Origin of the sequence: Pantoea sp. RIT413, assembly GCF_003057675.2 — a bacterium.
Lineage (GTDB): Bacteria > Pseudomonadota > Gammaproteobacteria > Enterobacterales > Enterobacteriaceae > Pantoea > Pantoea eucrina.
The window spans coordinates 246,784-271,556 of the sequence record NZ_QBJB02000003.1; the positions used below are offsets into that span (position 1 = coordinate 246,784).

Annotated in this window: 29 protein-coding genes, 1 other RNA gene and 1 other annotated feature; of the genes, 13 read left to right on the plus strand and 17 right to left on the minus strand. The window is 56.5% G+C overall.

Annotated features, from left to right (window positions below):
• Positions 1 to 22 precede the first annotated feature (22 nt).
• From hemH to DBY66_RS06680, 3 genes are all read right to left on the minus strand, one after another.
• Positions 23 to 982, minus strand: coding sequence for a ferrochelatase (gene hemH / locus DBY66_RS06670; protein WP_039383026.1), 960 nt, complete (start codon positions 980 to 982; stop codon positions 23 to 25).
• Between the two features lie 114 nt (positions 983 to 1,096).
• Positions 1,097 to 1,741 carry an adenylate kinase gene (gene adk, locus DBY66_RS06675; RefSeq protein ID WP_108569671.1) on the minus strand — a complete coding sequence of 215 codons (645 nt, stop codon included), beginning with the start codon at positions 1,739 to 1,741 and terminating at the stop codon, positions 1,097 to 1,099.
• A 151-nt stretch (positions 1,742 to 1,892) separates the two neighbouring features.
• Entirely contained in the window at positions 1,893 to 2,714 is an 822-nt protein-coding gene (locus DBY66_RS06680) for a DUF6024 family protein (protein WP_108569670.1), read from the minus strand.
• A 185-nt stretch (positions 2,715 to 2,899) separates the two neighbouring features.
• On the opposite strand from DBY66_RS06680, the gene DBY66_RS06685 reads away from it, so the two are divergent.
• Entirely contained in the window at positions 2,900 to 3,769 is an 870-nt protein-coding gene (locus DBY66_RS06685) for a LysR substrate-binding domain-containing protein (RefSeq protein ID WP_108569669.1), read from the plus strand.
• A 65-nt stretch (positions 3,770 to 3,834) separates the two neighbouring features.
• Here DBY66_RS06685 and htpG read toward each other — a convergent pair whose 3' ends face one another.
• From htpG to DBY66_RS06715, 6 genes are all read right to left on the minus strand, one after another.
• A complete protein-coding gene (gene htpG / locus DBY66_RS06690) occupies positions 3,835 to 5,709 on the minus strand; it encodes a molecular chaperone HtpG (protein WP_071668943.1) in 1,875 nt (624 codons plus the stop codon).
• Between the two features lie 100 nt (positions 5,710 to 5,809).
• Positions 5,810 to 6,415 carry a recombination mediator RecR gene (gene recR, locus DBY66_RS06695; RefSeq protein ID WP_039383019.1) on the minus strand — a complete coding sequence of 202 codons (606 nt, stop codon included), beginning with the start codon at positions 6,413 to 6,415 and terminating at the stop codon, positions 5,810 to 5,812.
• Positions 6,415 to 6,744, minus strand: a complete 330-nt coding sequence (locus DBY66_RS06700) for a YbaB/EbfC family nucleoid-associated protein (protein WP_031377860.1) — start codon at positions 6,742 to 6,744, stop codon at positions 6,415 to 6,417. The genes recR and DBY66_RS06700 overlap by 1 nt, the downstream gene beginning before the upstream one ends.
• A 50-nt stretch (positions 6,745 to 6,794) precedes the next feature.
• Entirely contained in the window at positions 6,795 to 8,774 is a 1,980-nt protein-coding gene (dnaX, locus tag DBY66_RS06705) for a DNA polymerase III subunit gamma/tau (RefSeq protein ID WP_104084633.1), read from the minus strand.
• Positions 7,389 to 7,450 (minus strand) — a sequence feature (DnaX frameshifting element). (Overlaps the previous gene by 62 nt.)
• Positions 8,775 to 8,999: 225 nt before the next feature.
• Positions 9,000 to 9,551 carry an adenine phosphoribosyltransferase gene (gene apt / locus DBY66_RS06710; protein WP_039383017.1) on the minus strand — a complete coding sequence of 184 codons (552 nt, stop codon included), beginning with the start codon at positions 9,549 to 9,551 and terminating at the stop codon, positions 9,000 to 9,002.
• A 153-nt stretch (positions 9,552 to 9,704) separates the two neighbouring features.
• A complete protein-coding gene (locus DBY66_RS06715) occupies positions 9,705 to 10,082 on the minus strand; it encodes a DUF454 family protein (RefSeq protein WP_039383014.1) in 378 nt (125 codons plus the stop codon).
• 52 nt (positions 10,083 to 10,134) lie between these two features.
• On the opposite strand from DBY66_RS06715, the gene priC reads away from it, so the two are divergent.
• The 3 genes from priC to rsmS are packed head-to-tail and all read left to right on the plus strand — an operon-like array spanning position 10,135 to position 11,101.
• Positions 10,135 to 10,647 (plus strand): primosomal replication protein PriC, encoded by a 513-nt coding sequence (priC, locus tag DBY66_RS06720; RefSeq protein ID WP_104084632.1) that lies wholly within the window; start codon positions 10,135 to 10,137, stop codon positions 10,645 to 10,647.
• Positions 10,648 to 10,691: 44 nt separating this feature from the next.
• Entirely contained in the window at positions 10,692 to 10,937 is a 246-nt protein-coding gene (locus DBY66_RS06725) for a membrane protein (protein WP_039383012.1), read from the plus strand.
• An 8-nt stretch (positions 10,938 to 10,945) separates the two neighbouring features.
• Entirely contained in the window at positions 10,946 to 11,101 is a 156-nt protein-coding gene (rsmS, locus tag DBY66_RS06730; RefSeq protein WP_071668940.1) for a pleiotropic regulatory protein RsmS, read from the plus strand.
• Here the strand turns inward: rsmS and acrR are convergent.
• Positions 11,098 to 11,733 (minus strand): multidrug efflux transporter transcriptional repressor AcrR, encoded by a 636-nt coding sequence (acrR, locus tag DBY66_RS06735; protein WP_108569668.1) that lies wholly within the window; start codon positions 11,731 to 11,733, stop codon positions 11,098 to 11,100. The two genes, rsmS and acrR, sit on opposite strands and share 4 nt — an antisense overlap.
• A 143-nt stretch (positions 11,734 to 11,876) precedes the next feature.
• Between acrR and DBY66_RS06740 the strand changes: the two genes are divergently transcribed.
• The 4 genes from DBY66_RS06740 to ykgO all read left to right on the plus strand — a co-directional run bounded on the left by DBY66_RS06740 (position 11,877) and on the right by ykgO (position 16,776).
• Positions 11,877 to 13,073, plus strand: a complete 1,197-nt coding sequence (locus DBY66_RS06740) for an efflux RND transporter periplasmic adaptor subunit (RefSeq protein ID WP_108569667.1) — start codon at positions 11,877 to 11,879, stop codon at positions 13,071 to 13,073.
• Positions 13,074 to 13,089: 16 nt separating this feature from the next.
• Entirely contained in the window at positions 13,090 to 16,242 is a 3,153-nt protein-coding gene (locus DBY66_RS06745; protein ID WP_039383009.1) for a multidrug efflux RND transporter permease subunit AcrB, read from the plus strand.
• Positions 16,243 to 16,365: 123 nt separating this feature from the next.
• Complete coding sequence (locus DBY66_RS06750) at positions 16,366 to 16,623, plus strand: type B 50S ribosomal protein L31 (RefSeq protein ID WP_039383008.1); 258 nt, start codon at positions 16,366 to 16,368, stop codon at positions 16,621 to 16,623.
• Positions 16,624 to 16,635: 12 nt separating this feature from the next.
• Positions 16,636 to 16,776, plus strand: coding sequence for a type B 50S ribosomal protein L36 (ykgO, locus tag DBY66_RS06755; protein WP_071668939.1), 141 nt, complete (start codon positions 16,636 to 16,638; stop codon positions 16,774 to 16,776).
• A 40-nt stretch (positions 16,777 to 16,816) separates the two neighbouring features.
• Here ykgO and DBY66_RS06760 read toward each other — a convergent pair whose 3' ends face one another.
• From DBY66_RS06760 to DBY66_RS06770, 3 genes are read right to left on the minus strand one after another with little or no spacing between them, the layout of a single operon-like run.
• Positions 16,817 to 17,695: a metal ABC transporter substrate-binding protein gene (locus DBY66_RS06760; protein ID WP_094111508.1), complete on the minus strand. Its 879-nt coding sequence runs from the start codon at positions 17,693 to 17,695 to the stop codon at positions 16,817 to 16,819.
• A 21-nt stretch (positions 17,696 to 17,716) separates the two neighbouring features.
• On the minus strand, positions 17,717 to 18,556 hold the full coding sequence (locus DBY66_RS06765) for a metal ABC transporter permease (protein WP_094111507.1): 840 nt from the start codon (positions 18,554 to 18,556) through the stop codon (positions 17,717 to 17,719).
• Positions 18,553 to 19,194: an ATP-binding cassette domain-containing protein gene (locus DBY66_RS06770; protein WP_108569666.1), complete on the minus strand. Its 642-nt coding sequence runs from the start codon at positions 19,192 to 19,194 to the stop codon at positions 18,553 to 18,555. The genes DBY66_RS06765 and DBY66_RS06770 overlap by 4 nt, the downstream gene beginning before the upstream one ends.
• A 319-nt stretch (positions 19,195 to 19,513) precedes the next feature.
• On the opposite strand from DBY66_RS06770, the gene DBY66_RS06775 reads away from it, so the two are divergent.
• The 3 genes from DBY66_RS06775 (at position 19,514) to DBY66_RS06785 (ending at position 20,633) form a co-directional block, all read left to right on the plus strand.
• On the plus strand, positions 19,514 to 19,867 hold the full coding sequence (locus DBY66_RS06775) for a hypothetical protein (protein ID WP_039385744.1): 354 nt from the start codon (positions 19,514 to 19,516) through the stop codon (positions 19,865 to 19,867).
• 145 nt (positions 19,868 to 20,012) lie between these two features.
• Positions 20,013 to 20,390, plus strand: coding sequence for an Hha toxicity modulator TomB (tomB, locus tag DBY66_RS06780; protein ID WP_039383003.1), 378 nt, complete (start codon positions 20,013 to 20,015; stop codon positions 20,388 to 20,390).
• A 24-nt stretch (positions 20,391 to 20,414) separates the two neighbouring features.
• Positions 20,415 to 20,633: an HHA domain-containing protein gene (locus DBY66_RS06785; RefSeq protein WP_039383002.1), complete on the plus strand. Its 219-nt coding sequence runs from the start codon at positions 20,415 to 20,417 to the stop codon at positions 20,631 to 20,633.
• A 103-nt stretch (positions 20,634 to 20,736) separates the two neighbouring features.
• Here DBY66_RS06785 and ffs read toward each other — a convergent pair.
• An RNA gene (ffs, locus tag DBY66_RS06790) (signal recognition particle sRNA small type) lies at positions 20,737 to 20,833 on the minus strand.
• Positions 20,834 to 20,990: 157 nt separating this feature from the next.
• Between ffs and DBY66_RS06795 the strand changes: the two genes are divergently transcribed.
• On the plus strand, positions 20,991 to 21,302 hold the full coding sequence (locus DBY66_RS06795; protein WP_039383001.1) for an MGMT family protein: 312 nt from the start codon (positions 20,991 to 20,993) through the stop codon (positions 21,300 to 21,302).
• Positions 21,303 to 21,338: 36 nt separating this feature from the next.
• On the opposite strand, the gene DBY66_RS06800 is transcribed toward DBY66_RS06795, so the two are convergent.
• Positions 21,339 to 21,896 carry a YbaY family lipoprotein gene (locus DBY66_RS06800; RefSeq protein ID WP_039383000.1) on the minus strand — a complete coding sequence of 186 codons (558 nt, stop codon included), beginning with the start codon at positions 21,894 to 21,896 and terminating at the stop codon, positions 21,339 to 21,341.
• Between the two features lie 203 nt (positions 21,897 to 22,099).
• Here DBY66_RS06800 and tesB point away from each other — a divergent pair, with 203 nt between their 5' ends.
• Positions 22,100 to 22,963, plus strand: coding sequence for an acyl-CoA thioesterase II (tesB, locus tag DBY66_RS06805; protein ID WP_039382999.1), 864 nt, complete (start codon positions 22,100 to 22,102; stop codon positions 22,961 to 22,963).
• A 41-nt stretch (positions 22,964 to 23,004) separates the two neighbouring features.
• Here the strand turns inward: tesB and amtB are convergent, their stop codons facing one another.
• Together amtB and glnK are read right to left on the minus strand one after the other, a co-directional pair.
• Entirely contained in the window at positions 23,005 to 24,294 is a 1,290-nt protein-coding gene (gene amtB / locus DBY66_RS06810) for an ammonium transporter AmtB (protein WP_071669033.1), read from the minus strand.
• Positions 24,295 to 24,326: 32 nt separating this feature from the next.
• The gene (gene glnK, locus DBY66_RS06815) at positions 24,327 to 24,665 is read right to left on the minus strand and encodes a P-II family nitrogen regulator (RefSeq protein ID WP_003850469.1); all 339 of its coding nucleotides are present in this window, start codon (positions 24,663 to 24,665) and stop codon (positions 24,327 to 24,329) included.
• Positions 24,666 to 24,773 lie beyond the last annotated feature (108 nt).

Genomic DNA, 24,773 nt, shown 5'->3' on the forward strand with positions numbered 1-24,773 from the left:
TCATACTCTCTGCCTGATGCGCTTAGCGGCGCGCGTTGACCAGCTGTACCATCATCTCAATGTGCTCGTCATCAGCGTTAAGCGCGGGAATATATTCAAATTTTTCGCCGCCTGCATGCAGGAAAATTTCGCAGTTTTCACCGCTGATTTCCTCCAGCGTTTCCAGACAGTCCGCCGCAAAGCCGGGGCTCATGACCTGCACGTGCTTAATGCCTTTGGCCGGCAGACTTTTCATGGTCTCATCGGTGTAAGGCATCAGCCACGGCTCACGCCCGAAGCGCGACTGAAAGGTCATCATGATTTTTTCAGGGGCGATATTCAGCGCCGCCGCCAGTGCGGCGGTGGTATCTTTACAGCGCTGCGGATAATCATCGCCTTCATTGGCGAAACGCTGCGGAATGCCGTGGTAAGAGAGCACCAGCAGATCCGGCTCGCCGTGGCGGGCAAATGAGCGCTCAACGGAGGCTTTCAGCGCGGCAATGTAAGCCGGATGCTCAGCATAGTCGCGAATAAAGGAGACCTGCGGCAGCGAGCGCAGCGGTTTAAAGCTGCTGGCCAGGCCATCCCACACGGCGGCAACGGTAGAGCAGGAGAACTGCGGATAGAGCGGCAGCACAATCAGGTGCGTGACGCCCTGATCCAGCAGGCGATGTACCGCTCCGTCCAGGCTCGGCTGACCATAGCTCATGCCCAGCTCGACCGGCATGTCCACGCGCTGCGCCAGCGCGGCACGCTGCCGCTTGCTGAATACCATCAGCGGCGATCCCTCTTCCATCCAGACGGAGGCGTAGAGTTTCGACACGCGCGGCGAACGAAACGGCAGAATAATAAAATTAAGGATGGGCCACCATAGCCAGCGCGGCGTATCAACCACGCGCGGATCGCCGAGGAACTGCTTCAGATAGCGTTTCACCGCCGGGGTGGTAGGTGCTTCAGGTGTGCCTAAGTTAACCAGCAGAACACCGGGCTTATCTTGCCTCATTCTGTTTCCTTGATATCGCAACGAAGAGTGGTGAATCGGGGGAAATTGTAGCGGAAATCACGGGCGGGAAAAGCAATTGCTGTAAAAGGGCCAGGCATCCGGCCCTTTTGGTACTTAGCCGAGGATACGGCGCAGTTCTTCACTGACGTCAGCCACCGGGCGGGTGCCGTCAATTTTGTGATAGGCGGTGTTACCCGCTTCCGCTTCTTTGCTGTAATAAGCAATCAGGGGCGCTGTCAGCTCATGATACTCAACCAGACGCTTACGCACGGTCTCTTCCTGATCGTCTTTGCGCGTGGTCAGCTCTTCACCGGTCACATCATCTTTACCTTCCACTTTTGGTGGATTGTTTTTGATGTGGTACACGCGGCCAGAAGGCGCGTGCACGCGACGGCCCACAATGCGATCGACGATCAGCTCGTCCGGCACAGCAAATTCCAGCACGTAATCGACTTTGATGCCCGCTTCTTTCATGGCGTCAGCCTGCGGGATGGTGCGTGGGAAGCCATCGAGCAGGAAGCCGTTTTTGCAGTCTTCCTGCGCGATACGCTCTTTAACCAGCGCAATCACCAGTTCATCAGTCACCAGTTTACCGGCATCCATGATGGCTTTCGCCTGCTGGCCCAGTTCGGTGCCTGCTTTTACTGCGGCGCGCAGCATGTCACCGGTAGAGATCTGCGGAATACCGTAGTTCTCCATAATATACTGAGCCTGAGTGCCTTTACCTGCGCCCGGTGCCCCGAGCAGAATAATACGCATTGCGTAATTCCCCTTGCGAATCGCATTGATCAATCTATGAAGGCCAAGAACATACCATTATGACCCGCCAGCCACAAGGCAACGGGCACGCTATCACTGGCCCGCCTACTGTGACCTGCTTTGGGATGAAGCGCCAGCTGAGGGATTGATTTTAGGAATTCAGGCTACGCAGCAACAACGCTTTCAGCTGCTTTTTCAGCGTCGCGGTGACGTTTGTATGTTTGCTGCCGCTGCCGCGCAGGCTGGCCGGGATCAGCAAACGTCCGGGCAGCCGCCGGATCTCCGGCGGCAGGGTAACATTATGCAGCGCCGGCGGCAGATCAATCAGGGCAAATGGCAAACCGGGCTGCTGCAGTGAGGCGAGCGGTAGCGGCGTTTCGAGCGCAAATCGGTCAACCATGGCGATATTAAACGGCTTCCACTCAGCGCTCTCCATCATCGTCAGCGCCTGCTGCGGCGCGCTTCCCAGCGCCAGCCCCTGCTCTATCAGCCGCAGTTCGCTGCGCACCAGCGTGCTGAATTTTGTCGTGCGCAGCGCAATCAGTACCAGATCGTCGCTCAGCGCTGCGTGGTGGTTCAGGTGTGCGACAAACAGATGGGAGCCGGCAATCAGCGTTTTGTGCAGCGCGCTGGCAAACGACCCGGAAGCGTCGGTCACGCCCTGACTCTGGCAGGCGTCGAGCGAGCGCACCCGCCCTTCCGCCAGATCCACATGCTCTATCAGGGCGATATTTCCCGCCATCATCGGGACGGCGGGCAGCACGCTCAGCTCGCTGACCGGATGGTGCGAGGCGTAGCGTGTCTGATTACGCGCCTGCTCCTGGCGTAAAAAAAGCTGCGAGAGCACCACCCGCGCAATATGCAGCGTGGGCGCAAAGAAGAGATCGTAATTTTCCAGCCGGTAGTAGCGGGATAGCTGGCTGCGCAGCCGATCGCATATCGCCGCACTGGCAGAGGCGTTTTGTGAGGCCATCGCGTAACGTTTCCCTGTATTAGCTGCGAAGTGGTGCTTTCCGGCAGATAAAACGCGTGGCTGATACATAGCCAGCCCATCCCGTCAACCTGCCAGAATCTGGAGCAAAGGTTAGGGCAATGCGGCTGGACATTAAAATGATATAAACTGACAATCCCTGTTAGGTTTTTACACAAGGGACGAGTATGACCGCGCTTCCGTCACTACGGGCGCTGCGCTATTTTCATCAGGCAGCGCTGCACAGCAGTTTCAGTACGGCAGCGGAAACCCTGCATGTCACCCACAGCGCCGTCAGCCATCAGGTGCGCCAGCTGGAGAGCTGGATGGGCAAACCGCTGTTTGTACGCACTAACGGACGCGTCAAACTCACCTCGCATGGCGAACGCCTGCTGGTCAGCTGTCAGAAAGCGTTCAGCGAACTCGCCACCAGCTGCGAAAGCATACGTAACGGTATGCGGCATCACCTCTCTGTTTCCTGTGCGCCCAGCTTTCTCTCTCAGTGGCTGATCCCGCGTATCAGCAGTTTCTATCAGCGCTACCCGGATATCGACGTGCAGTTTCAGTCACTGGTTGAGATCGATCAGCTGCGCAGTGAACACACCGATGTGCTGATCCTGAGTTATGAGCAGCAGCCCGATGATGATATTGAAGCCACGCTTATCAGCGATGACGCGATTGGGCCGCTCTGTGCGCCCCACTACGCCGAACGCCTGCAGAGCGCGCGCGATCTGCAAACGCTGCCGCTGCTGCATGCGGATACCCGGCTGCACGCCTGGGCTGAGTGGGCAAAAAACAGCGGCGCACGCGGTGATTTCTGGCGTGGCAAACACTTTGATAATCTGATGCTGGCTATTCAGGCCGCCAGAAGCGGTCTGGGGATCATGATGGCCCCGCGACTGCTGGTGCAGCAGGAGCTGGAAGCGGGCGCGCTGATTGCGCCGCTGGGCTTTGTGCGCATCGATCGCGCGACCTGGATGATGGCCAAACGCTCGCGCGAGCAGAATGCAGAGATCCGTCTGTTTCGCGCATGGCTCAGCGAGCAGGCGCAGTGCTGACGCCATAAAAAAGGGCGCCATTAATGGCGCCCTTAGCTGTTTTATTCGCTTCGCGCTGTGCGGCGTTACGCCGTCAGCAGCTGGTTCATGCGGCGGATAAACTGGTTAGGATCGTCCAGCGTACCGCGCTCAGCCAGCAGCGCCTGATCCAGCAGCAGTTCCACCCATTCGGCAAAGCGCGCCTCATCCTGGGTATCCGCTACGCGTTTCACCAGGCCATGCTCCGGATTGATCTCAAAGATATATTTCACTTCCGGAACATCCTGACCGGCGGCGGCAAACAGCTTCGCCATCTGGGTGGTCATTTCGTTAGCATCAGTGGTGACGATAGCAGGCGTATCGGTCAGACGATGCGTCAGTCGCACCTCTTTAACGCGCTCGCCCAGCAGCGTTTTCACGCGCTCAACAAACGGCTCCAGCGCTTTTTCCGCTTCTTTCTGCTCTTCGGTCTCTTCATCCGCCAGCTTGCTCAGCGACTCATCAGCTTTGCTTACTGACTGGAACGTTTTACCTTCGAACTCGGTGAGATAACTCATCATCCACTCATCGATACGATCGGAGAGCAGCAGTACCTCAATGCCTTTTTTGCGGAACAGCTCCAGATGCGGGCTGCTTTTCGCCGCGGCATAGCTGTCCGCCGTGATGTAGTAGATCTTCTCCTGACCTTCAACCATGCGGCTCAGGTAGTCATCCAGCGATACGCTCTGCTCGCTGCCTTCGCTCTGCGTGGTGGCAAAACGCAGCAGTTTAGCAATCGCCTGCTGATTGGCGCTATCTTCTGCCGGTCCCTCTTTCAGTACCAGACCAAACTCTTTCCAGAACTGCTGATACTTCTCTGCATCATCTTTTGCCAGTTTTTCCAGCATCTGCAGGCTGCGCTTAGTCAGCGCGGCGCGCAGGCTCTGGGTGACACGGCTGTCCTGCAGAATTTCACGTGAGACGTTAAGCGGCAGATCGTTAGAGTCAATCAGACCGCGCACAAAGCGCAGGTAGTTCGGCATGAATTGCTCAGCGTCATCCATAATAAACACGCGCTGTACATAAAGCTTGAGGCCATGCTTGCTGTCGCGGTTCCACATATCGAACGGAGCACGCTGCGGGATGTAGAGCAGGCTGGTGTACTCCTGCTTGCCTTCCACGCGATTATGGCTCCAGATAGCCGGATCGCTGAAGTCATGTGCAATGTGCTTGTAGAACTCGTTGTACTCGTCGTCGCTGATCTCCGCTTTATTACGCGTCCACAGCGCCTGGGCTTTGTTGACCTTCTCCCAGGTTACGGTGTCGTTCTCTTCATCTTTGGTTTCGATCTCTACCGGCAGTGCGATGTGATCGGAATATTTGCTGATGACGTTACGCACGCGCCAGGCGTCAAGGAAATCATCTTCCCCTGCGCGGAAATGCAGCGTGATCTCGGTACCGCGATCGGCTTTTTCGATTTCTGCCAGGGTATATTCGCCCTCGCCTTCTGACTCCCAGAACACGCCCTCGCTGGCCTGTGCGCCGGCAGCGCGGGTGCGCACGGTCACTTTGTCAGCAACGATAAAGGCGGAGTAGAAACCCACACCAAACTGGCCAATCAGCTGGCTGTCTTTCGCCTGGTCAGAGCCCATAGACTCCAGGAACGCTTTGGTGCCTGATTTAGCGATAGTACCGAGGTTTTCAATTACCTCATCGCGACGCATACCGATACCGTTGTCGCTCAGCGTCAGCGTCCGTTTCTCCTTGTCGACCGAGATACGCACGCGCAGCTCGCCGTCGCCTTCATAGAGATCCGGAGTGGAAAGCGCGCGGAAGCGCAGCTTATCAGCGGCATCAGAGGCGTTGGAGATCAGTTCACGCAGGAAAATCTCTTTATTTGAATAGAGGGAATGGATCATCAGGTGCAGAAGTTGTTTTACCTCTGACTGGAAGCCACGCGTCTCTTGTCCTTTCATGGTCATTGCTACCTCAACAGAATCGGGGTTGATCGAACGTTGAGGAAGAGATGGGGATGGCGGGAAAATTTTCAAGCCGGTTTCAGTGAATGAAACCGGCGAGTGCTTAGAATTTAATCTTATGACGCCCGGCAAGAGAGTGCGACAGCGTGGTGCCATCAACCATCTCCAGCTCACCACCTACCGGCACACCGTGTGCAATACGGCTGGCGTCAACGCCATACTGACCGCACAGCTCAGCGATATAGTTGGCGGTCGCTTCACCCTCTACCGTGGGGTTGGTCGCCAGGATCACCTCCTGCAGCGTCTCATGTTCCAGACGCTGCTCCAGGCGATCGAGCCCGATATCCTGCGGACCAATCCCATCCAGCGGCGACAGATGTCCCATCAGCACAAAGTAGCGTCCGCCAAACTGGCCGGTCTGCTCAATGGCGTGAATATCTGCCGGGCTTTCCACCACGCAAATCTGCCCGTTCTGCTGCCGACGGGCGTTAGCGCAGATGGTGCAGATCTCCTGTTCGGTGAAGGTACGGCAATCGGCACAGTGGCCGATTTCCGACATCGCGCGCGTCAGCGCCTGAGCCAGACGCATGCCACCGCTGCGATCGCGTTGCAACAGGTGAAACGCCATGCGCTGCGCTGACTTAGGGCCTACACCCGGCAGACAGCGCAGTGACTCCATTAAGGTTTCAAGCAGTGGGCTGGTCTGCATCAGAACGGCATCTTGAAGCCAGGCGGCAGCTGCATACCGGAAGAGACAGAAGCCATCTTCTCTTTCTGCGTCTCATCGATGCGACGCGCCGCATCGTTAAAGGCTGCAGCAATCAAATCTTCCAGCATATCTTTGTCATCTTCCAGCAGGCTGGGATCGACTTCCACGCGACGGCAGTTGTGCGCGCCGTTGATGGTTACTTTAACCAGACCCGCACCCGATTCGCCCGTAACTTCCAGCGCGGCGATCTCTTCCTGAACCTTGGCCATTTTATCCTGCATCTGCTGGGCCTGTTTCATCAGGTTGCCCAATCCGCCTTTACCAAACATAGTTTTCTCTCTCTGCTGGGGCTGCGCGCAACCTCTGCGCGACAGCGTGATCATACGGGTCGGATACTCTCTTCATCCAGATCGGCATCAAAGAACTGCTGCAACATCTGAATGTGGGTATCACTTGCGAGCGACTGGCGCGCCTGCGCCAGCTTCTCTTCATAGATGGCCTGTCGCCACTCCAGCGGCGTCAGCACCGCCGGATTATCATCTTCCACGATGGTCAGTTCAACTTCCTGACCCGCCGCCTGGCTTAGCGCAGCCTGAATGGCCTGCCGGGCTGCCGCAGAATTGAGGTGTCGCTGGCTGCTGCGCAGATGCAGCGTCACGCTCTGTTCATGCTGCTCTTTCCACGCGTTGAGCGCCACCTGCTGCACCAGCTTTGGCAGCGTCAGCCGGGCAATTTCAGCGGTCCAGGCATCACGCAGCTGTGCTTCCTCGGCCAGCCGCGCAGCCAGCTCCGGCGTTTTCTCATGCTCCAGCGCTGAACGCAAGGCTTTTGGCGTTGCGACCGGCTCCGCTTTCTCCTCACTCTGCTGCTGTGCTTTCCAGCGGTACGCCTCCGGTTTTACCGGCGCGCTTGCGGTTTCGGGTGCACGCTGCTGAACGCGCTCCGTCACCGTAGCCAGACGCTCCAGCGCCTGATTTGCCGGCCGCGCGGGACGCGCTGCCGGCTCACTCTTTTTTACTTTACCTGCCCCCTGACGCAGCAGTTGCGTACGCGCCTGCAGCAGCTGACTGGTGGTGTCCGGCAGATTGCCGGCAGGCGGAGCCTGCGGTTCTGCCGGAGCCGGCGCAGCGGGCGGCGCCATCTGCGGTTGCGTAGCCGGTGCCATCTGCGGTTGTGTAGCCGCAGCGGGCTGCTCAGCCGGGGCGGCGGCAGGTACCTGCGGTGCCGCCTGCGGTGCCAGCGACGGACGCGCCACCGGTTCAGCAAGTGTAGCCTGTGGATGGAAAGCCAGCGCGCGCAGCAGCGTCATTTCCACACCCAGGCGCCGATCGGGTGCCAGCGGCAGATCTTTGCGTCCCATCAGCAGCGTCTGATAGTAGAGCTGCACGTCAGCGGGCGGCAGGGTACGCGCCAGCTCACGCAGGCGCTGCGCTTCACTAAACTCTTCATCATTGAGAGAGCCAGGCAGCAGCTGCACCATTGCGATGCGATGCAGCAGCCGCAGCATCTCAACCAGCAGCGCTTCCCACTCTACTCCGCGCGAAGCGGCCTGATTCAGGCGCGCCATTACCCGTTCGCCGCTGCCCTCCACCAGCGCTTCAATCAGCGCCAGCGGCTGTTCATCATCCAGCGTGCCGAGCATCTGCGCGACGGTATCGCGCGTGACGCTGCCCTGCCCGCTGGCGATCGCCTGATCGGTCAGGCTCAGCGCATCACGCATACTGCCATCGGCAGCGCGCGCCAGCAGATGCAGCGCACGTGGCTCCGCGGCAATCTGCTCCTGCTCCAGCACATAGCTCAGCTGCTGCTGAATCTGTTCAACGTCCAGCGCTTTCAGATGGAACTGCAGGCAGCGCGACAGGATAGTGATCGGCAGCTTCTGCGGATCGGTGGTGGCCAGCAAAAACTTAACGTGGGACGGCGGCTCTTCCAGCGTTTTCAGCAGGGCATTAAAGCTGTGGCGCGACAGCATATGTACTTCATCAATCAGATAGACCTTGAAGCGACCGCGCGCTGGCGCGTACTGCACGTTATCCAGCAGATCGCGCGTATCTTCCACTTTGGTACGGGAAGCCGCATCGATCTCGATTAAGTCAACAAAGCGGCCCTGCTCAATTTCCCGGCAGTTGTCGCACTTGCCACAGGGCGTAGCGGTAATACCGGTTTCGCAATTCAACCCTTTCGCCAGCAGGCGGGCAATAGAAGTTTTCCCTACGCCGCGGGTGCCGGAGAAAAGATAGGCATGATGAATACGTCCCAGTGATAACCCGTTGGCGAGCGCAGTCAGCACATGTTCCTGACCCACTACGTCTGCGAAGGCCTGGGGACGCCATTTTCGCGCAAGTACCTGATAGCTCATGTGGATGTGGTCACTGGATTGTATTGAGTTGGCACAGCAGCGCGGCAATCAGCCGGCAGCCACCGTCAGAAAAAGGGAAAAAATGCAGCTTCGCAAACCCTGTGTATTTGGGCAGTAGTTTACCAGCCACAGCGAAATATGCCTATACCCGTCTCGGGCAGGCGCAGGCAGAGTAACCTATGGGATAAGCACTGCGCTCCGCAAAACGGCAGAGCGCAGCAGGCCTTAGTGGCCGGGAAAGCTGACGAGGCTGTAGCAGTTAACGCCCAGCGCGGTCAGGCGCGCTTCGCCGCTAAGATCGAACAGATTAATGACAAAAGCGGCATCGTTGACTTCGCCACCCGCGCGGCGGATCAGTTTTACCGTCGCCTCAATGGTGCCGCCGGTTGCCAGCAGATCGTCGATGACCAGCACGATATCGCCGGGTTTAATCGCGTCTTTGTGCAGCTCCAGCGCATCCGTACCGTACTCCAGCTCATAGCGCTCCTGCCAGGTTTCACGCGGCAGCTTGCCCGGTTTACGCACCGGTATAAAGCCTACGCCCAGCCCCAGCGCTACGGGTGCACCAAACAGGAAGCCGCGCGCTTCTGTACCCACCACTTTGGTGATGCCTTTGTCACGATAACGCTCAACCAGAATGGAGATCGCCGCCGCATAGGCCTGCGGATCCTCCATAAGGCTGGTCACGTCGCGGAACAGAATGCCCGGCTTCGGATAGTCGTGAATACTTTTGATGCTGTTTTTGATCAGTTCAAGCTGCTGCGCAGTTGCGGTCATAAAGGTTACGCCTGGAAAAATATCTAAAACGCGCAGCTTCAACAGCGCCAATACCCGGAGACCGGGTTAAGCGAAGTCGTTTCACAGAGGGAAGCCACGCACGAAGATGCCCAAATCTAAGCAAACAGCGGCCTAAATGCAACCCTGACGCGGTTAATGTTGCGTTGTCTCTTCTGCTACTACCGGGATACGCCACATAAAGAGCAGCAGTATCGCTAATAACACCAGCAGCAGCAGACGCAGCCAGAACAGCTTTACCAGCCAGAGCGAGAACGCAAAGGTGATGATAATCAGCACTATTGCCCGCCCCTTAGCGCCTGGCGGCATGGCACGATGACGCTGCCAGTGACGCAGATAGCGGCCAAAAGGCGAGCGCCACAGCAGCCAGTGGTGAAAGCGCGGCGATGAACGGGCAAAACACCAGGCGGCCAGCAACACAAATGGCGTTGTCGGGAGTAAAGGTAATACAATGCCCAGCGTGCCCAGCACTATCGCCAGCCAGCCAAGGCTCAACAGTAGAAAACGCTGCATGCCAGATGCCTGAATACTGAATATGCTCTTACGTTAACATGGAACCGAAGTGATGCCTCTCCTTTCCGCGCCTGAGCGGCTGCAAAAAATCGTTGAAACGCTGCGCCAGCGCATAGCACAGCAGCCGGACGGCGTCTGCAGAGTGCCGCGCTTTGATGCCGCACTGTTTCATACTAAAGGCACCCGCCTGAGCGACTATCTGCAGGAGCTGGAGCGAAATCTGCACCATCTGCAGCAAAAACAGCACAGCGCCGTGCAGCAGCAGTGGCTGGCGCAGCGGGTGCTGGATCAGCTGGCGGCACTTCAGCGCGAATGCGAAAGCCAGCAGCTGCGGCCGTGGCGGGAGCAGCCGCGGCGGGATACCCGCCAGCAGAAGCGTGTTGAGTATCAGGGGTATGAGACGCGGCTACTCGCCATGCTGCGCCAGCGCGAGGCGCATCTTGCCCGGGCAGAAACGCTGAGCGTGCAGCAGCAGCTGATGCGGGAAGTGGAGCAGCTGCAGGCGCGATTAAGCCGCTGTCGCGCTGCGCTTTATCAGCTCGATCTGCCCGCCGCGCAGCCGTAGCGCTGCACTTCTATACTCAACGCATAAGGCAGAAGGAGGAACCGGTGACGCTGATTATCTGGATAGTAACGGGCCTGGCCGCTGGCTGGCTCAGGCGCCTGCTGCTGCCCGGCAGGCCCGGCGGGATGATCCCCGGGCTGGTACTGGCCGCAATTGGCGCGCTGATTGGCGGCTATATTGCCACCTACTTTATGAATGGCGAAATCGGCACGCTGCATATCGCCGGCGTAGCTGCCGCTTTGGCGGGCGCAGTGCTGATGCTGCTGGTTGCAATAAAACTACGAATTTAGGAGAGAGTATGTCGCTTGAGAGCGCACCGGATGAGATTAAGCTGGCGGTCGATTTGATTCAGCTGCTGGAGGAGAACCAGGTGCCGCCCGCGACGGTGCTGGCCGCGCTGGCGATCGTCCGGCGCGACTATGAACAGAAGCTGGCCGCCGCGCATGCAGATTAACGCCCGCTCAGGGTCGGGCTCAGCCGCAGCATATCGAGAAACGCATCAACGATCTGCGGCGCTTCCGCGGCCAGGTCAAAACTGTGCGGATTAAACAGCCAGCTCTCCATCATGCCATTGATATAGCCGCGCATCAGCAGTGCCGCCTGACGGGTATTCAGCGCACCGGGCAGCTGTCTCGCTTCAATGCAGCTGCGCAGCACGGTTTCAATGCGGTCATAACACGCCTGCAGTAAGCCCTGCTGCATCGCCACCAGCGTTGACATTTCGCCCACAAACTCACATTTATGGAAGATAATCTCCATAAGTGCGCGTCTTTGCGCATCCTTTGCCGTGGCGTCAAGGATATAGATCAGCATCGAACGCATTACAGAAAGTGGATCGTCCGGATATTTTGTCTGATACTCAAGTTCCACATCGTCCAGCCCGGCGTCGCAGCGCAGCCAGATTTCCTGTAACAGATCGGCTTTATTTTTAAAGTGCCAGTAAATGGCACCGCGCGTGACGCCAGCCGCTGCGGCGATATCAGCCAGCGACGTGGCGGCCACACCCTGTTCAGAAAAGTGTGCTAATGCGGCATCAAGAATTTGATTACGCGTTTCAAGTGCTTGCGCTTTGGTTTTTCGTGCCATAGGGAGCTGTTTTTACAAACTGGCAAGTTTACATACATTTGTGAATGTATGTACCATAGCATGACCCGTGTTTTAACGCAGCAATGGGTTTATCGGTTTGTGATCCATTGATCATTTGATATCGGACACTAGAGGTTTTATTTATGAATAAAAACAGAGGGTTAGCGCCTCTGGCGGCCGCCGTGATGCTTTCAGGCAGCTTTTTGTTAACAGGATGTGATGATGATAAATCTCAGCAAGCCGGCCAGCAGCAGCAACAGCCGCCGGAAGTCGGGGTGGTCACATTAAAAGCTGAACCCCTGAAGGTCACGACTGAACTGCCTGGTCGCACTTCCGCGTTTCGCGTAGCAGAAGTCCGCCCTCAGGTGTCGGGTATCATTCTGAAGCGTAATTTTGTTGAAGGCAGTGATATTAAAGCGGGCCAGTCGCTTTATCAGATCGATCCTGCCACCTATCAGGCAGCTTACGACAGTGCTAAAGGGGATTTAGCGCAGGCGCAGGCTAATGCCCGCGTAGCGCAGCTCACCATCAAACGTTATAAGCCACTGCTCGGCACCAAATATATCAGTCAGCAGGATTACGACAACGCAGCGGCCACTGCGGCTCAGACTGCGGCTGCCGTACAGGCTGCCCAGGCTAACGTTGAAACTGCCCGTATCAACCTCGCCTACACCAAAGTCACGTCGCCTATCAGCGGCCGTATCGGCAAATCCTCTGTGACGGAAGGTGCCCTGGTCTCCAATGGTCAGACTAACGCGCTCGCGACCGTGCAGCAGCTGGATCCTATGTATGTCGATGTAACGCAGTCCAGTGACGATTTTCTGCGCCTGCGCGCCGAGCTCGAAGCGGGCCAGCTGAAACAGACCGATGGTAAAGCTAACGTCACGCTGCTGATGCAGGATGGTAGCCCTTACAAGCAGTCGGGAACACTGGAATTTTCCGATGTCACCGTCGATGAAACCACCGGTTCGATTACGCTGCGCGCTATCTTCCCGAACCCGGATAACCGTCTGCTGCCGGGTATGTTTGTGCGCGCGCGTCTGGATGAAGGCGTGAACCCAACCGCGCTGCTGGTGCCGCAAACCGGCGTGACCCGTACGCCAACCGGTGATGCCAGCGCGATGGTTGTTGGCGCAGATAACAAAGTAGAAGTACGTAAGATCACTGCAAATCAGGCGTTTGGTGACAAATGGCTGGTTACCGATGGTCTGAAAGAGGGCGACCGCGTGATTACCGTCGGTATTCAGCGCGCGAAAGCGGGTGCGCAGGTTACGCCAAAAGAGGTCTCAGATGATGCTAAAGCAGCCCAGGAATCTCAGTCTGCTAAATCATCGTCATAACAGGAGCCGTTGATACATGGCTAAGTTCTTTATCGATCGCCCCATTTTTGCATGGGTGCTTGCCATCATCATTATGATGGCGGGTGCGCTGTCGATCATCAGCCTGCCGATTGAGCAATATCCCAATGTTGCGCCACCGGCGGTTGAGATCCAGGCATCTTATCCGGGTGCGGATGCAAAAACGCTGCAGGATTCTGTTACGCAGGTTATTGAACAGAATATGAACGGCATCGACGGGCTGATGTATATGTCCTCGAGCAGTGACTCATCCGGTACGCTGACGCTGACGCTGACCTTCCAGTCCGGTACCGACGCGGATATCGCGCAGGTACAGGTGCAGAACAAGCTGCAGCTGGCGATGCCGCTGCTGCCGCAGGAAGTACAGCAACAGGGGATTCAGGTTAAAAAATCCTCCAGCAGCTTCCTGATGGTAGCCGGTTTTGTCAGTGACGATGGCAGCATGACGCAGAACGACATTGCGGACTATGTCGCCTCTAATATCAAAGATCCTATCAGCCGTACCACAGGCGTAGGTGATACCCAGGTGTTTGGTGCACAGTATGCGATGCGTATCTGGCTCGATCCGCACAAGCTGAACAACTATCAGCTGACGCCGGTTGACGTGATCAGCGCGCTGCAGACGCAGAATACCCAGGTCGCCGCCGGTCAGCTGGGCGGTACACCGCCGGTGCCAGGCCAGCAGCTTAACGCCTCGATTATTGCTCAGACCCGCCTGACCTCAACCGATGAGTTTGGCAACATCATGCTCAAGGTGAACCAGGATGGTTCGCAGGTGCGTCTGCGCGACGTGGCAAAAATTGAACTGGGTGGTGAAAACTACGAAGTTATTGCCCGTTACAACGGCAAGCCCGCATCCGGTATCGGTATCAAGCTGGCGACCGGGGCTAACGCACTGGATACCGCAGAAGCGGTTAAAGCAGAGCTGGGTAAACTGGAGCCGTTCTTCCCGTCAGGCATGAAGACCGTCTACCCGTATGACACTACCCCGTTTGTAAAAATCTCCATTTTCGAAGTGGTTAAAACCCTGTTTGAAGCGATTGTGCTGGTGTTCCTGGTTATGTATCTGTTCCTGCAGAACTTCCGCGCCACGCTGATCCCCACCATCGCCGTACCGGTGGTGCTGCTGGGTACCTTCGCTATCATCAATGGTTTTGGCTACTCCATTAACACGCTTACGATGTTTGGTATGGTGCTCGCCATCGGCCTGCTGGTTGATGACGCCATCGTGGTCGTCGAGAACGTTGAGCGCGTTATGGCAGAAGAGGGACTGCCGCCGAAAGAGGCGACCAAACGCTCCATGGAGCAGATTCAGGGCGCGCTGGTCGGTATTGCGCTGGTGCTCTCTGCGGTATTTATTCCCATGGCGTTCTTTGGCGGTTCGACCGGGGTTATCTACCGTCAGTTCTCGATCACCATCGTTTCAGCGATGGCGCTGTCGGTGCTGGTCGCGCTGATCCTCACCCCTGCCCTCTGTGCCACCATGCTCAAACCGATTAAAAAAGGTGAGCATGGTAAAACCACCGGCTTCTTTGGCTGGTTCAACCGCATGTTCGACAAAAGCACCAATCACTATGTCGACAGCGTCAGCCATATTATTCGCAGTACCGGCCGCTATCTGGTGATCTATCTGGTCATTGTTCTTGGCATGGCGTGGCTGTTCCTGAAGCTGCCGACCTCCTTTCTGCCGGAAGAAGATCAGGGGCTGTTACTGGCACAGGCGCAGCTGCCAGCCGGTGCGACCCAGGAACGTACTCAGAAAGTGCTGGATCAGGTAACGGATTACTTCCTGACCAAAGAGAAAGATAGCGTCAATTCCGTGTTCACCGTTAACGGCTTTGGCTTTGCCGGCCGTGGTCAGAACACCGGTATCGCGTTTGTCAGCCTGAAGCCGTGGGATGAGCGTGGCAGCGCCGATCTGAAAGTACCGGCTATCGCCGGACGCGCCATGGGCGCACTGGGTCAGATTAAAGATGCCATGGTCTTCCCGTTCAACCTGCCGGCCATTATCGAACTGGGTAACGCCACCGGTTTTGACTTCCAGCTGATTGATCAGGGCAACCTGGGCCATGAAAAGCTGACCGAAGCGCGAAATCAGCTGTTTGGCATGATCGCCCAGCATTCAGATACGCTGGTTGGCGTACGTCCGAACGGCCTGGAAGATACGCCGCAGTACAAGCTGATTATCGATCAGGAAAAAGCGCAGGCGCTGGGGGTATCGCTCTCTGATATCAACACTACGCTGGGCGCCGCCTGGGGCGGATCCTACGTCAACGACTTTATCGATCGCGGTCGCGTGAAGAAAGTGTACGTTATGGGTAAAGCGGATGCGCGCATGCTGCCGGATGACATTGGCAAATGGTATGTGCGCAACAGCGCCGGCAATATGGTGCCCTTCTCCGCCTTCTCCTCGGCGAAATGGCAGTATGGCTCACCACGACTGGAGCGTTACAACGGTCTGCCTTCCATGGAGATCCTCGGTCAGGCTGCGCCGGGCAAGAGCTCGGGTGACGCGATGGATATGATGGAGGAGCTGGCGTCGAAACTGCCAACCGGTATTGGCTACGACTGGACCGGCATGTCCTATCAGGAACGTCTGTCAGGTAACCAGGCCCCGGCGCTCTACGCGATCTCGCTGATTGTCGTCTTCCTCTGCCTGGCGGCACTCTATGAGAGCTGGTCTATTCCGTTCTCGGTAATGCTGGTCGTGCCGCTCGGCGTTATTGGCGCGCTGATCTTCACTACCCTGCGCGGGCTCAGTAACGACGTCTACTTTGTCGTCGGACTGCTGACCACGATTGGGCTTTCCGCTAAGAACGCCATTCTGATCGTCGAATTTGCGAAAGATTTGATGGATAAAGAGGGCAAAGGCCTGGTGGAAGCGACGCTGGAAGCGGTGCGTATGCGTCTGCGCCCGATTCTGATGACCTCACTGGCGTTTATCCTCGGTGTACTGCCGCTGGCGATCAGCAGCGGTGCCGGTTCCGGCGCTCAGAACGCAGTAGGTACCGGCGTAATGGGAGGAATGGTCACCGCTACCGCGCTGGCAATCTTCTTTGTACCGGTCTTCTTCGTCGTGGTGCGTCGCCGCTTCAGTAAGCATAAAGCGGACCTTGAAGGCAGCCATCCGGCTGAACACGCGAAACACTGATTGACTCCTTAATGAAAAAGGCCGCAGATGCGGCCTTTTTTTATGGTGCCTGATGACGGTTGCAATCGCGCTATAACGGGCGCATAATATTGTTATATTATAACATTACATAGGAATCGTCATATGAAGCCTGATATCCACCCGCACTATCGTCCGGTTCTGTTCCATGACACTACCGCTGATGAGTATTTTAAAGTGGGATCAACCATTAAAACTGAACGCACCATCGAGTTTGAAGGCGAGGTTCTGCCCTACGTGACGCTGGATGTCTCCTCCAAATCGCACGTTTATTATACCGGCAAACAAAAAGAGTTCGCCAAAGAGGGCAGCGCGGCGCGCTTCAACAAGCGCTTTGGCAGCTTCCTGACGCGCACCAAATAAAGGAGCAGTACGATGCAGGTCGTGAGTTCACTTCGGTCGGCTAAAACCCGCCACCGGGATTGCAAAGTGGTACGACGTAAAGGCCGTATTTATGTGATTTGCAAATCCAATCCACGTTTCAAAGCGGTTCAGGGAAGAAAGAAAAAGCGTTAATGCGTTGTGAGAGTTTGGCCGGGATGCTCCCCGGCCTTTTTTATTGCATGCTTTTCAGCATCGCTTCCGCGTTATGCCGAAATGCTGCCGTATAGGTCGCAGCCGGACCGCCAGCAGCGGAGAGCGCCTCCGGATAGAGTTCGCCGCCGGGCTGCGCCCCCGATTCACTGGCTATCTGTTTAACCAGGCGCGGGTCGGTCTGATTTTCAATAAAGTAGCGGTGAATATGCTCACGCCTGAGCTGCTTAATAATCTGCGCAACGTCGCTGGCGCTGGCTTCTGCTTCCGTGGAAAAGCCGACCGGTGCCAGGAAGGTAACGCCATAACGCTGTCCGAAGTAGCCAAAGGCGTCGTGGCTGGTCAGCACTTTGCGCGCGCTGCGCGGCACGGCGTCAAATGCAGATTTAGCCCAGCTGTCGAGCTGCTGCAGCTGCTGAATGTAGCGTTCGCCGCTGCGCCGGATGTCGGCGGCGTCCTGCGGATCGGCTTTTATCAACGCCTGCATTACGTTACGCGCATAAATTTCACCGTTCTGCAGATTGTTCCAGGCGTGCGGATCGGTAACGGTACTGCCCTCCTCTTCCATGGTACGCGTGCTGATGCCGCTCGATGCCACCACCACATCGCCGCGATAGCCTGAAGCCGTTATCAGCCGATCCATCCACCCTTCCAGACCGAGACCGCTGACAAACACCACGCTGGCCTGCGCCAGCGCCTGGCTATCCTGTGGCGAAGGCTCAAAGGTATGCGGATCGCCATCCGGCCCGACCAGCGAGGTGACACGCACATGATCGCCGCCAACCTGTTTTACGATATCGGCCAGCACGGTAAAACTGGCTACCGTGTTGATAGTACCGGCCTGCGTAAACGGGCTGACCAGCATCGCGCTGGTTATCAGGCTCAGTGCAATAAACTTCATTTGTATCCCCTTATCAGTATATTAACGACGACGCAGCACGCCGCCGCATGGCCCTGTCAGAACAGAGAGCAGAAACAGCCCGGCGGCACTCAGCACCACGGCTGGTCCGGCAGGCAGTGAGTAGTACCAGGAGAGCATCAGCCCGCTTAGCGCAGCAGCGATTGCCAGCAGCATAGCGATAAACAGCAATGGGGTGAGCCGACGGCTCCAGAAGCGGGCGCTGGTAGCGGGCAGCATCATCAGCCCGACGGACATCAGCGTTCCCAGAATCTGAAAGCCAGCAACCAGGTTCAGTACGACCAGCAGCAGAAAAAGCCCCTGTACCAGCGGTGCGCTCCAGCGGTTCTGCACCCGCAAAAAGTCGGGATCGAAGGCGTCAATGACCAGCGGGCGGAAAATCAGCGCCAGCGTCAGCAGCGTGAACGTGGCGATAGCGGCAACCAGAACCAGCGCACGAGTGTCGACTGCCAGCAGTGAACCAAACAGCACGTGCAGCAGATCCACACTGGAGCCGCGCAGCGAAACCAGCGTGACCCCCAGCGCCAGCGATCCAAGATAAAATCCGGAAAAGCTGGCATCCTCTTTTAACGGGGTGTAACGACTGACGGCACCGGAGAGCAGCGCCACCACCAGCCCCGCCAGCAGTCCGCCTGCGCCCATTGCCACCAGCGACAGACCTGAGAGCAGGTAGCCAACCGCTGCACCCGGCAAGATCGCATGCGATAGCGCATCGCCTATCAGGCTCATCCGGCGCAGTGACAGAAATACGCCCAGCGGAGTGGCGCTCAGCGCCAGCGCAACACAGGCCACCAGCGCGCGACGCATAAAGCCAAATTCGATAAAAGGCTGCAGCAGCGTCATGACGTCACCTGCACTCTCTCTGGCGAGTGGTCCAGCGACAATTCTGCGCTGAAGTAGCGGCTGACCAGCGGCCTGTCGTGCAGGACCACCAGCAGCGTCGTGCCCTGCTGCTGCTGCTGCCGGAGCAGTGCCATCAGCAGAGTAGTGGTGGATGCATCGATAGCGCTGAAAGGTTCATCCAGCAGCCAGACCCGGCTCTGCTGCATCAGAAGCCGGGCAAAAAGGACCCGCTGCAGCTGGCCGCCAGAGAGCGTGGCAGGCTGCGCATCAGCAAACGCCCGCATCTGTACGGCGTCCAGCGCGGCGTCGATCTCTCTGCGCAGCGCCCGGTTAATGCCGCCAAACCAGCCGCAGCGCGGCCAGCAGCCGGTGGCAACCAGTTCATACACCGTAAGCGGAAAACGCGTCTCCAGTTCGCTACGCTGTGGCAGCCAGCCAATAGCACGGGCGGGCACGCCGATCGGGCAGGAGCCGGAGACCGGTGCAATTACGCCAGCCAGCGTTTTCAGCAGCGTTGACTTGCCGCTGCCGTTTGCGCCGGTCAGCGCGGTCATACTGCCGGCAGCCAGTTTTCCGTCGGGGATCGCGGTTATCGCCTGCCCGCGATAGCCGACCTGGAGCTGATTAAAGTGGATCATGCCGAGGTACCCCAGAAGACGCAGAGCATCAGCAGAGTAATAAGTATCATGACAACCATCAGACGACTGCCGACGGAAAGTAACAGACCGCTGTTGCGCATCGCATTCACCATTATGTTATAACATAACAATACACTAACGAATTTAACGGCAAAGCGCGTGCAGAGAAGTGTTTCAAAAATTGATCGTCCGTGCCCCCGGGCAGATCGCCAGTGGCATTACCCATCGCAATAATCGCTGGTAGCGTCAATCACCTGCTTGCATTACAACCAGCAAGACTCAATGATAGCGGTACGATCTTTTTTTTACGGAATACGCTATGCAGGCTATTATTAATGTGGACGTTGCGGCAGATGAACATGACTGTGACAAACTTCGCAGCGTCATCCAGGGGAATATTCTTAAAATAGCTGAAGCGCTGGCCGGAGAGTTAGACTGGTATTCGCAGAGTGCTCAATTAGTTCCTGAAAGTTTTCAGGTACTATCTATTAAAACCATTAATCCAGATAGTTTTAAAATGCTTTATGAATTTTCCTGGGATTTATTTAATCCCTGCCTCGATTTGAACGAAACCTTTACCCGACATGAAGAAGTTATGTTCCACATAAAGCCCGGTGCGCTGGTGTTTGATGTGATTGACAATACGCGCCTCTCCCCTGCTGATGAATTGTAATATTTGGTAATTGAGGTGAGCAAAACTAATGATTGTGGATTACATTTAATAGGTCGCTGAATTATTTTTATTCGTGATCGCTCCCTGGTAGCTCTTTTAAATCTCGCCGCGTTGCGGCTCCTGTGCTCACTATGGAGGGAAAAAGATGGACGAATACTCACCGAAACGGCATGATATTGCCCAGCTTAAATTCTTATGTGAAAACCTGTATGACGAGAGTATGGCTACCCTGAGTGAAAATCATCGCGACTGGGTTAACGACCCTGCCTCCTCTGCTAATTTACAGCTCAACGATTTTATTGAGCATATCGCCTCTTTCACAATGAATTACAAAATTAAGCATACCGAAGACGAGTCGCTGATTTCTCAAATCGATGAATATCTTGATGATACCTTTATGCTTTTTAGCAGTTACAGTATCAATGCAAAGGATCTTCAGCGCTGGCAGCGATCCGCTAAACGCTTATTTAATATTTTCGCCGAAGAGTGTGCTTATCTTCAGCAACCGAGCCATTCCTTTTAGCATCAGAGTGAGAAGATTTTTTTCATGAGCAATCAAACCCTGACCAAGACCGACTATTTGATGCGTCTGCGTCGTTGTCGTTCAATTGATACCCTTGAACGGGTCATCGAAAAAAATAAGTATGAATTACCGGATAGCGAACTGGCAGTATTCTATTCAGCAGCAGATCATCGCCTTGCTGAACTGACCATGAACAAGCTTTACGATAAAGTGCCAGGCTCTGTGTGGAAATATGTTCGCTGATAAAGCGTGCAGTGCTGTTGAGTGACTGAAGCGGAATAAGGCAAGGGAGTGCCGTAAAATCCTGGAGAGGCGCGGCTATTTGCTGGCCCGAAATGGGTGGAGGCCCTGCCAGCTACATCCCGGCACACGCGTCGCCTGCTGCGGCTGCTTCCTTCCGGACCTGACCGAGTTCACAAGTTAGCGTTGCGGGAGAACCAACAGGGCCTCCATTGAGTGCTCTCTTTTCGGAGAGCGGGGGCATTATCAGCGAACGCCTGTGCAATTGCAAGGGTGAGCCAGACAACCGTTGTTTTCTTGAACAGGCGTACTCTGTCAGCTACCCTGCTTCTGGTTTCCCTCTGTTTCTTACTCCCGATAATGAATGATTCTCTGAATTTTGCCGCACGCGTGTGGCACATTGTGGCCGCAATACCGCGCGGTCAGGTAACCACCTACGGTGATATCGCCTTACTCGCCGGTTCACCGCGCGCTGCGCGTCAGGTCGGCGGTGTACTGCGTCGCCTGCCGCCGGAAAGCACGCTGCCCTGGCATCGCGTTGTTAACCGTTACGGACAGATTTCCCTGCAGGGTGACGATCTGCTGCGTCAGCGCGATGCGCTGGAGGCTGAAGGCGTCGTTGTCAGTGAGGAAGGCGGGATTGATATGGCACGCTATCGCTGGGAAATTTAATCAGCAGGCCCGCAACGGGCCTGCTGATGCTGCAGATTACAGGCTGGTCGGCGCCGGTACTGAAGCCGATGGCGTTACCTGAGTAGGCGACGTCGACGGAACCGTGGTAGCGGCACCCGGCTGCGTCGGCATTGCGCGATTGGCAACCGGCACCAGCAGCAGTTCAGCTTTGGTGCCGCCCTGATTGATCACTGGCTTTACCGTGTCCGTAACAAACGCCAGTTTGCCATCCATAGTGATGGCTGCGCTCAGCAGAATGCGCGCGTCTGGCTTAATGTCTGCCGGATTAAAGGGCAGAATAAACTGGAACGGTGACTGTTTGCCTTCGGTACGCACGGCACGCTGTGCCAGCACTTTAGAAGGCGCGTCCGCCAGCGACGCATCTGCCAGCGTAACGGTCAGTACTGCATCCGGCGGCAGCGCGATGCGCTGACGGATATAAACAGAACCGCTTACGTTAGGCTGCTTGATGGCCGACTGCTGGCTGGCAACCGCCGAGCCAAGCGTAGGCGTCGGAACCGGTTTGCTGTGGTCAGCACACCCTGTAATCGCCGCCGCCAGTGTCATACCGCTAATAACCTGCCAAAGTTTCATCGATGTCGTCTCCTTATGAACACTATGATTGTCGGCGGTTAATTTTTTAGCTGGCATTTCAACCGCCGATTGCTCTTAATTCTGGCACAGAAATCCGCATTGCGCCTGGCGCGTCGCCCGTCATCAGAAATCAGCGCAAATCCGTTGCGCAAACTGGTCGGATCTTTCACACTTGCGCCATATCTGCTGATGAGGACATGATTATGAGCCAGGCGCTGACTAACCTGCTTACGCTATTAAATCTGGAAAAACTGGAAGAAGGCCTGTTCCGCGGGCAGAGTGAAGATCTCGGTCTGCGTCAGGTGTTTGGCGGTCAGGTGGTGGGCCAGGCGCTCTATGCTGCTAAACAGACGGTGCCGGAAGATCGCATTATTCATTCATTTCATAGCTATTTTCTGCGTCCCGGCGACAGCCATAAAGCGATTATTTACGATGTTGAAACGCTGCGCGACGGTAAAAGCTTCAGCGCGCGCCGCGTCAGCGCAGTCCAGAATGGTCAGCCTATTTTCTATATGACCGCCTCATTTCAGGCGCCTGAAACCGGGTTTGAGCATCAGAACAGCATGCCCCCGGTACCGGGTCCGGATGAACTGCCCTCTGAACGCGATCTGGCGCAAAAACTCGCCGCGCATCTGCCGCTGAAGCTCAAAGAGAAGTTTCTCGCTGAGCGACCGCTGGATATCCGCCCGGTTCAGATCCACAACCCGCTTAAGGGCCACGTGGCTGAGCCGGTGCGCCAGGTCTGGGTGCGCGCCAATGGCCAGATGCCTGCCGATCGCCGCATCCATCAATATGTGCTGGGCTACGCCTCCGACCTTAACTTTTTGCCGGTGGCGCTGCAGCCGCACGGCAAAGGGTTCCTGGAAGCGGATATGCAGGTGGCCACGATCGATCACTCGATGTGGTTTCACCGCCCGTTCGATCTCTCAGAATGGCTGCTTTACAGCGTGGTGAGCACGTCTGCCTCTGGCGCGCGCGGCTTTGTACGCGGCGAGTTCTATACGCAGGAGGGTACGCTGGTGGCGACCACGGTACAGGAAGGTGTTATGCGTCAGCGCGACGCATAAAAAAAGGGGCGACCTGGTCGCCCCTTTTCTTCATTTTTAGCTTACTGGTTATATGCGTTTTCGCCGTGGCTGTTTACATCCAGACCTTCACGCTCCTGCTCTTCCGGTACGCGCAGGCCGACAATCACATCCGCCAGCTTGAAGCCGATAAAGGCCACCACGCCGGACCAGACTACGGTAACGATACAGCTGAATATCTGGACCCAGACCTGATGCCCCATAGTGACGCCTTCCGCATAGCCAACGCCACCCAGTGAGCTGGAGGCGAAGACGCCGGTCAGGATGCAGCCGAGGATGCCGCACACGCCGTGCACGCCAAACACATCGCAGGGATCATCGACGCGCAGCCATCTTTTCAGCGTCGTAACGCCCCAGATGCCCGCGAGTCCGCCCGCCAGACCGATGATCAGTGCGCCGCCAACGCCCACGTAGCCACAGGCTGGCGTAATGGCGACCAGGCCGGCGATAAAGCCGGAGCAGGCACCCAGCAGCGAAGGCTTACCGCGCAGCGCCCACTCACCAAAGACCCAGGAGAGCACCGCACCGGCGGTAGCGACAACGGTGTTCACAAACGCCAGCGCAGCAATTTCGTTCGCCGATGACGCTGAACCGGCGTTAAAGCCAAACCAGCCGACGTAGAGAATGGCCGTACCGAGAAACACCATCGGCAGGTTATGCGGTTTAAACGCCTCTTTGCCAAAACCGGCACGCTTTCCGACCAGATACGCGCCCACCAGCCCCGCGACAGCGGCGTTGATATGCACCACGGTACCGCCGGCAAAGTCCAGCGCGCCATCCTGTGCCAGATAACCGCCGCCCCACACCATATGCGCAATCGGCAGATAGGAGAGCGTCAGCCAGACGCCGACGAAAATCAGCACCGCTGAGAAGCGAATACGCTCAGCCAGCGCGCCCACGATCAATCCGACGGTAATACAGGCAAACGACGCCTGGAACGCGACGTGAATATATTGATAAAAGCTGCCCATGACGGCTTTCAGCTCGATGTTTTTCAGCATCACCCACTGGAAGTTGCCGAAAAAGGCGTTGCCTTCGCTAAAGGCTAACGAGTAGCCATACACAACCCACAATACGCAGACCAGGGCAAAGGTTACGGCAACCTGTGTGAGCATGGACAAGACATTTTTACCGCGGATCAGGCCGCCATAAAACAGCGCGATGCCGGGAATTGTCATAAAAAGTACCAGCGCGGTACAAATCATCATAAAGGCGTTGTCCGCTTTATCTGCGACCGCAGGGGCAGCAGCCAGCGTCAGAGTGGGTAACAGCGCCAGGCTGGCAAGGCCCAGTTTCATCATCATTTTTTTCATTTTTTTCATCCCATCTCAAGTCAGAACCCGGATCAGAGCGCCGCTTCGTCAGTTTCACCGGTACGGATACGGATCACCCGCTGCAGCTCAGCAACGAAGATTTTGCCGTCGCCAATTTTGCCGGTGTAGGCCGCTTTACTGATGACATCAACCACTTCATCCAGCTGGTCATCTGCAATCGCGATATCGATTTTTACTTTTGGCAGGAAGTTAACGCTGTACTCGGCCCCGCGATAGAGTTCGGCATGTCCTTTCTGACGGCCGAACCCTTTAACTTCAGATACCGTCAGCCCCTGAATGCCAATGGAGGATAGTGCCTCACGGACATCCTCCAGCTTGAATGGTTTGATTACCACGGTAACCAGCTTCATACGTCCCCTCCGGATTAAACACAACTGCGCGATGTATACGCAGTGGTTAAAGCAAAGGGTGTGCCAGAAGTGCAAAACGCGGTTTAACGCGGCGGCGGTACAGGCTCA

What these genes read in the sequence shown, in the direction of transcription:
- DBY66_RS06765 (WP_094111507.1), bottom strand. Translation starts at nt 18,556, where the DNA reads ATGACGCTGCTGCAGCCTTTTATCGAATTTGGCTTTATGCGTCGCGCG.
- priC (WP_104084632.1), top strand. Translation starts at nt 10,135, where the DNA reads ATGCCTCTCCTTTCCGCGCCTGAGCGGCTGCAAAAAATCGTTGAAACG.
- DBY66_RS06800 (WP_039383000.1), bottom strand. Translation starts at nt 21,896, where the DNA reads ATGAAACTTTGGCAGGTTATTAGCGGTATGACACTGGCGGCGGCGATT.
- hemH (WP_039383026.1), bottom strand. Translation starts at nt 982, where the DNA reads ATGAGGCAAGATAAGCCCGGTGTTCTGCTGGTTAACTTAGGCACACCT.
- DBY66_RS06745 (WP_039383009.1), top strand. Translation starts at nt 13,090, where the DNA reads ATGGCTAAGTTCTTTATCGATCGCCCCATTTTTGCATGGGTGCTTGCC.
- dnaX (WP_104084633.1), bottom strand. Translation starts at nt 8,774, where the DNA reads ATGAGCTATCAGGTACTTGCGCGAAAATGGCGTCCCCAGGCCTTCGCA.
- DBY66_RS06740 (WP_108569667.1), top strand. Translation starts at nt 11,877, where the DNA reads ATGAATAAAAACAGAGGGTTAGCGCCTCTGGCGGCCGCCGTGATGCTT.
- amtB (WP_071669033.1), bottom strand. Translation starts at nt 24,294, where the DNA reads ATGAAAAAAATGATGATGAAACTGGGCCTTGCCAGCCTGGCGCTGTTA.
- ykgO (WP_071668939.1), top strand. Translation starts at nt 16,636, where the DNA reads ATGCAGGTCGTGAGTTCACTTCGGTCGGCTAAAACCCGCCACCGGGAT.
- adk (WP_108569671.1), bottom strand. Translation starts at nt 1,741, where the DNA reads ATGCGTATTATTCTGCTCGGGGCACCGGGCGCAGGTAAAGGCACTCAG.
- apt (WP_039383017.1), bottom strand. Translation starts at nt 9,551, where the DNA reads ATGACCGCAACTGCGCAGCAGCTTGAACTGATCAAAAACAGCATCAAA.
- recR (WP_039383019.1), bottom strand. Translation starts at nt 6,415, where the DNA reads ATGCAGACCAGCCCACTGCTTGAAACCTTAATGGAGTCACTGCGCTGT.
- DBY66_RS06785 (WP_039383002.1), top strand. Translation starts at nt 20,415, where the DNA reads ATGAGCAATCAAACCCTGACCAAGACCGACTATTTGATGCGTCTGCGT.
- DBY66_RS06685 (WP_108569669.1), top strand. Translation starts at nt 2,900, where the DNA reads ATGACCGCGCTTCCGTCACTACGGGCGCTGCGCTATTTTCATCAGGCA.
- DBY66_RS06715 (WP_039383014.1), bottom strand. Translation starts at nt 10,082, where the DNA reads ATGCAGCGTTTTCTACTGTTGAGCCTTGGCTGGCTGGCGATAGTGCTG.
- htpG (WP_071668943.1), bottom strand. Translation starts at nt 5,709, where the DNA reads ATGACCATGAAAGGACAAGAGACGCGTGGCTTCCAGTCAGAGGTAAAA.
- DBY66_RS06760 (WP_094111508.1), bottom strand. Translation starts at nt 17,695, where the DNA reads ATGAAGTTTATTGCACTGAGCCTGATAACCAGCGCGATGCTGGTCAGC.
- DBY66_RS06750 (WP_039383008.1), top strand. Translation starts at nt 16,366, where the DNA reads ATGAAGCCTGATATCCACCCGCACTATCGTCCGGTTCTGTTCCATGAC.
- glnK (WP_003850469.1), bottom strand. Translation starts at nt 24,665, where the DNA reads ATGAAGCTGGTTACCGTGGTAATCAAACCATTCAAGCTGGAGGATGTC.
- DBY66_RS06770 (WP_108569666.1), bottom strand. Translation starts at nt 19,194, where the DNA reads ATGATCCACTTTAATCAGCTCCAGGTCGGCTATCGCGGGCAGGCGATA.
- DBY66_RS06680 (WP_108569670.1), bottom strand. Translation starts at nt 2,714, where the DNA reads ATGGCCTCACAAAACGCCTCTGCCAGTGCGGCGATATGCGATCGGCTG.
- DBY66_RS06700 (WP_031377860.1), bottom strand. Translation starts at nt 6,744, where the DNA reads ATGTTTGGTAAAGGCGGATTGGGCAACCTGATGAAACAGGCCCAGCAG.
- tomB (WP_039383003.1), top strand. Translation starts at nt 20,013, where the DNA reads ATGGACGAATACTCACCGAAACGGCATGATATTGCCCAGCTTAAATTC.
- DBY66_RS06795 (WP_039383001.1), top strand. Translation starts at nt 20,991, where the DNA reads ATGAATGATTCTCTGAATTTTGCCGCACGCGTGTGGCACATTGTGGCC.
- acrR (WP_108569668.1), bottom strand. Translation starts at nt 11,733, where the DNA reads ATGGCACGAAAAACCAAAGCGCAAGCACTTGAAACGCGTAATCAAATT.
- tesB (WP_039382999.1), top strand. Translation starts at nt 22,100, where the DNA reads ATGAGCCAGGCGCTGACTAACCTGCTTACGCTATTAAATCTGGAAAAA.
- rsmS (WP_071668940.1), top strand. Translation starts at nt 10,946, where the DNA reads ATGTCGCTTGAGAGCGCACCGGATGAGATTAAGCTGGCGGTCGATTTG.
- DBY66_RS06775 (WP_039385744.1), top strand. Translation starts at nt 19,514, where the DNA reads ATGCAGGCTATTATTAATGTGGACGTTGCGGCAGATGAACATGACTGT.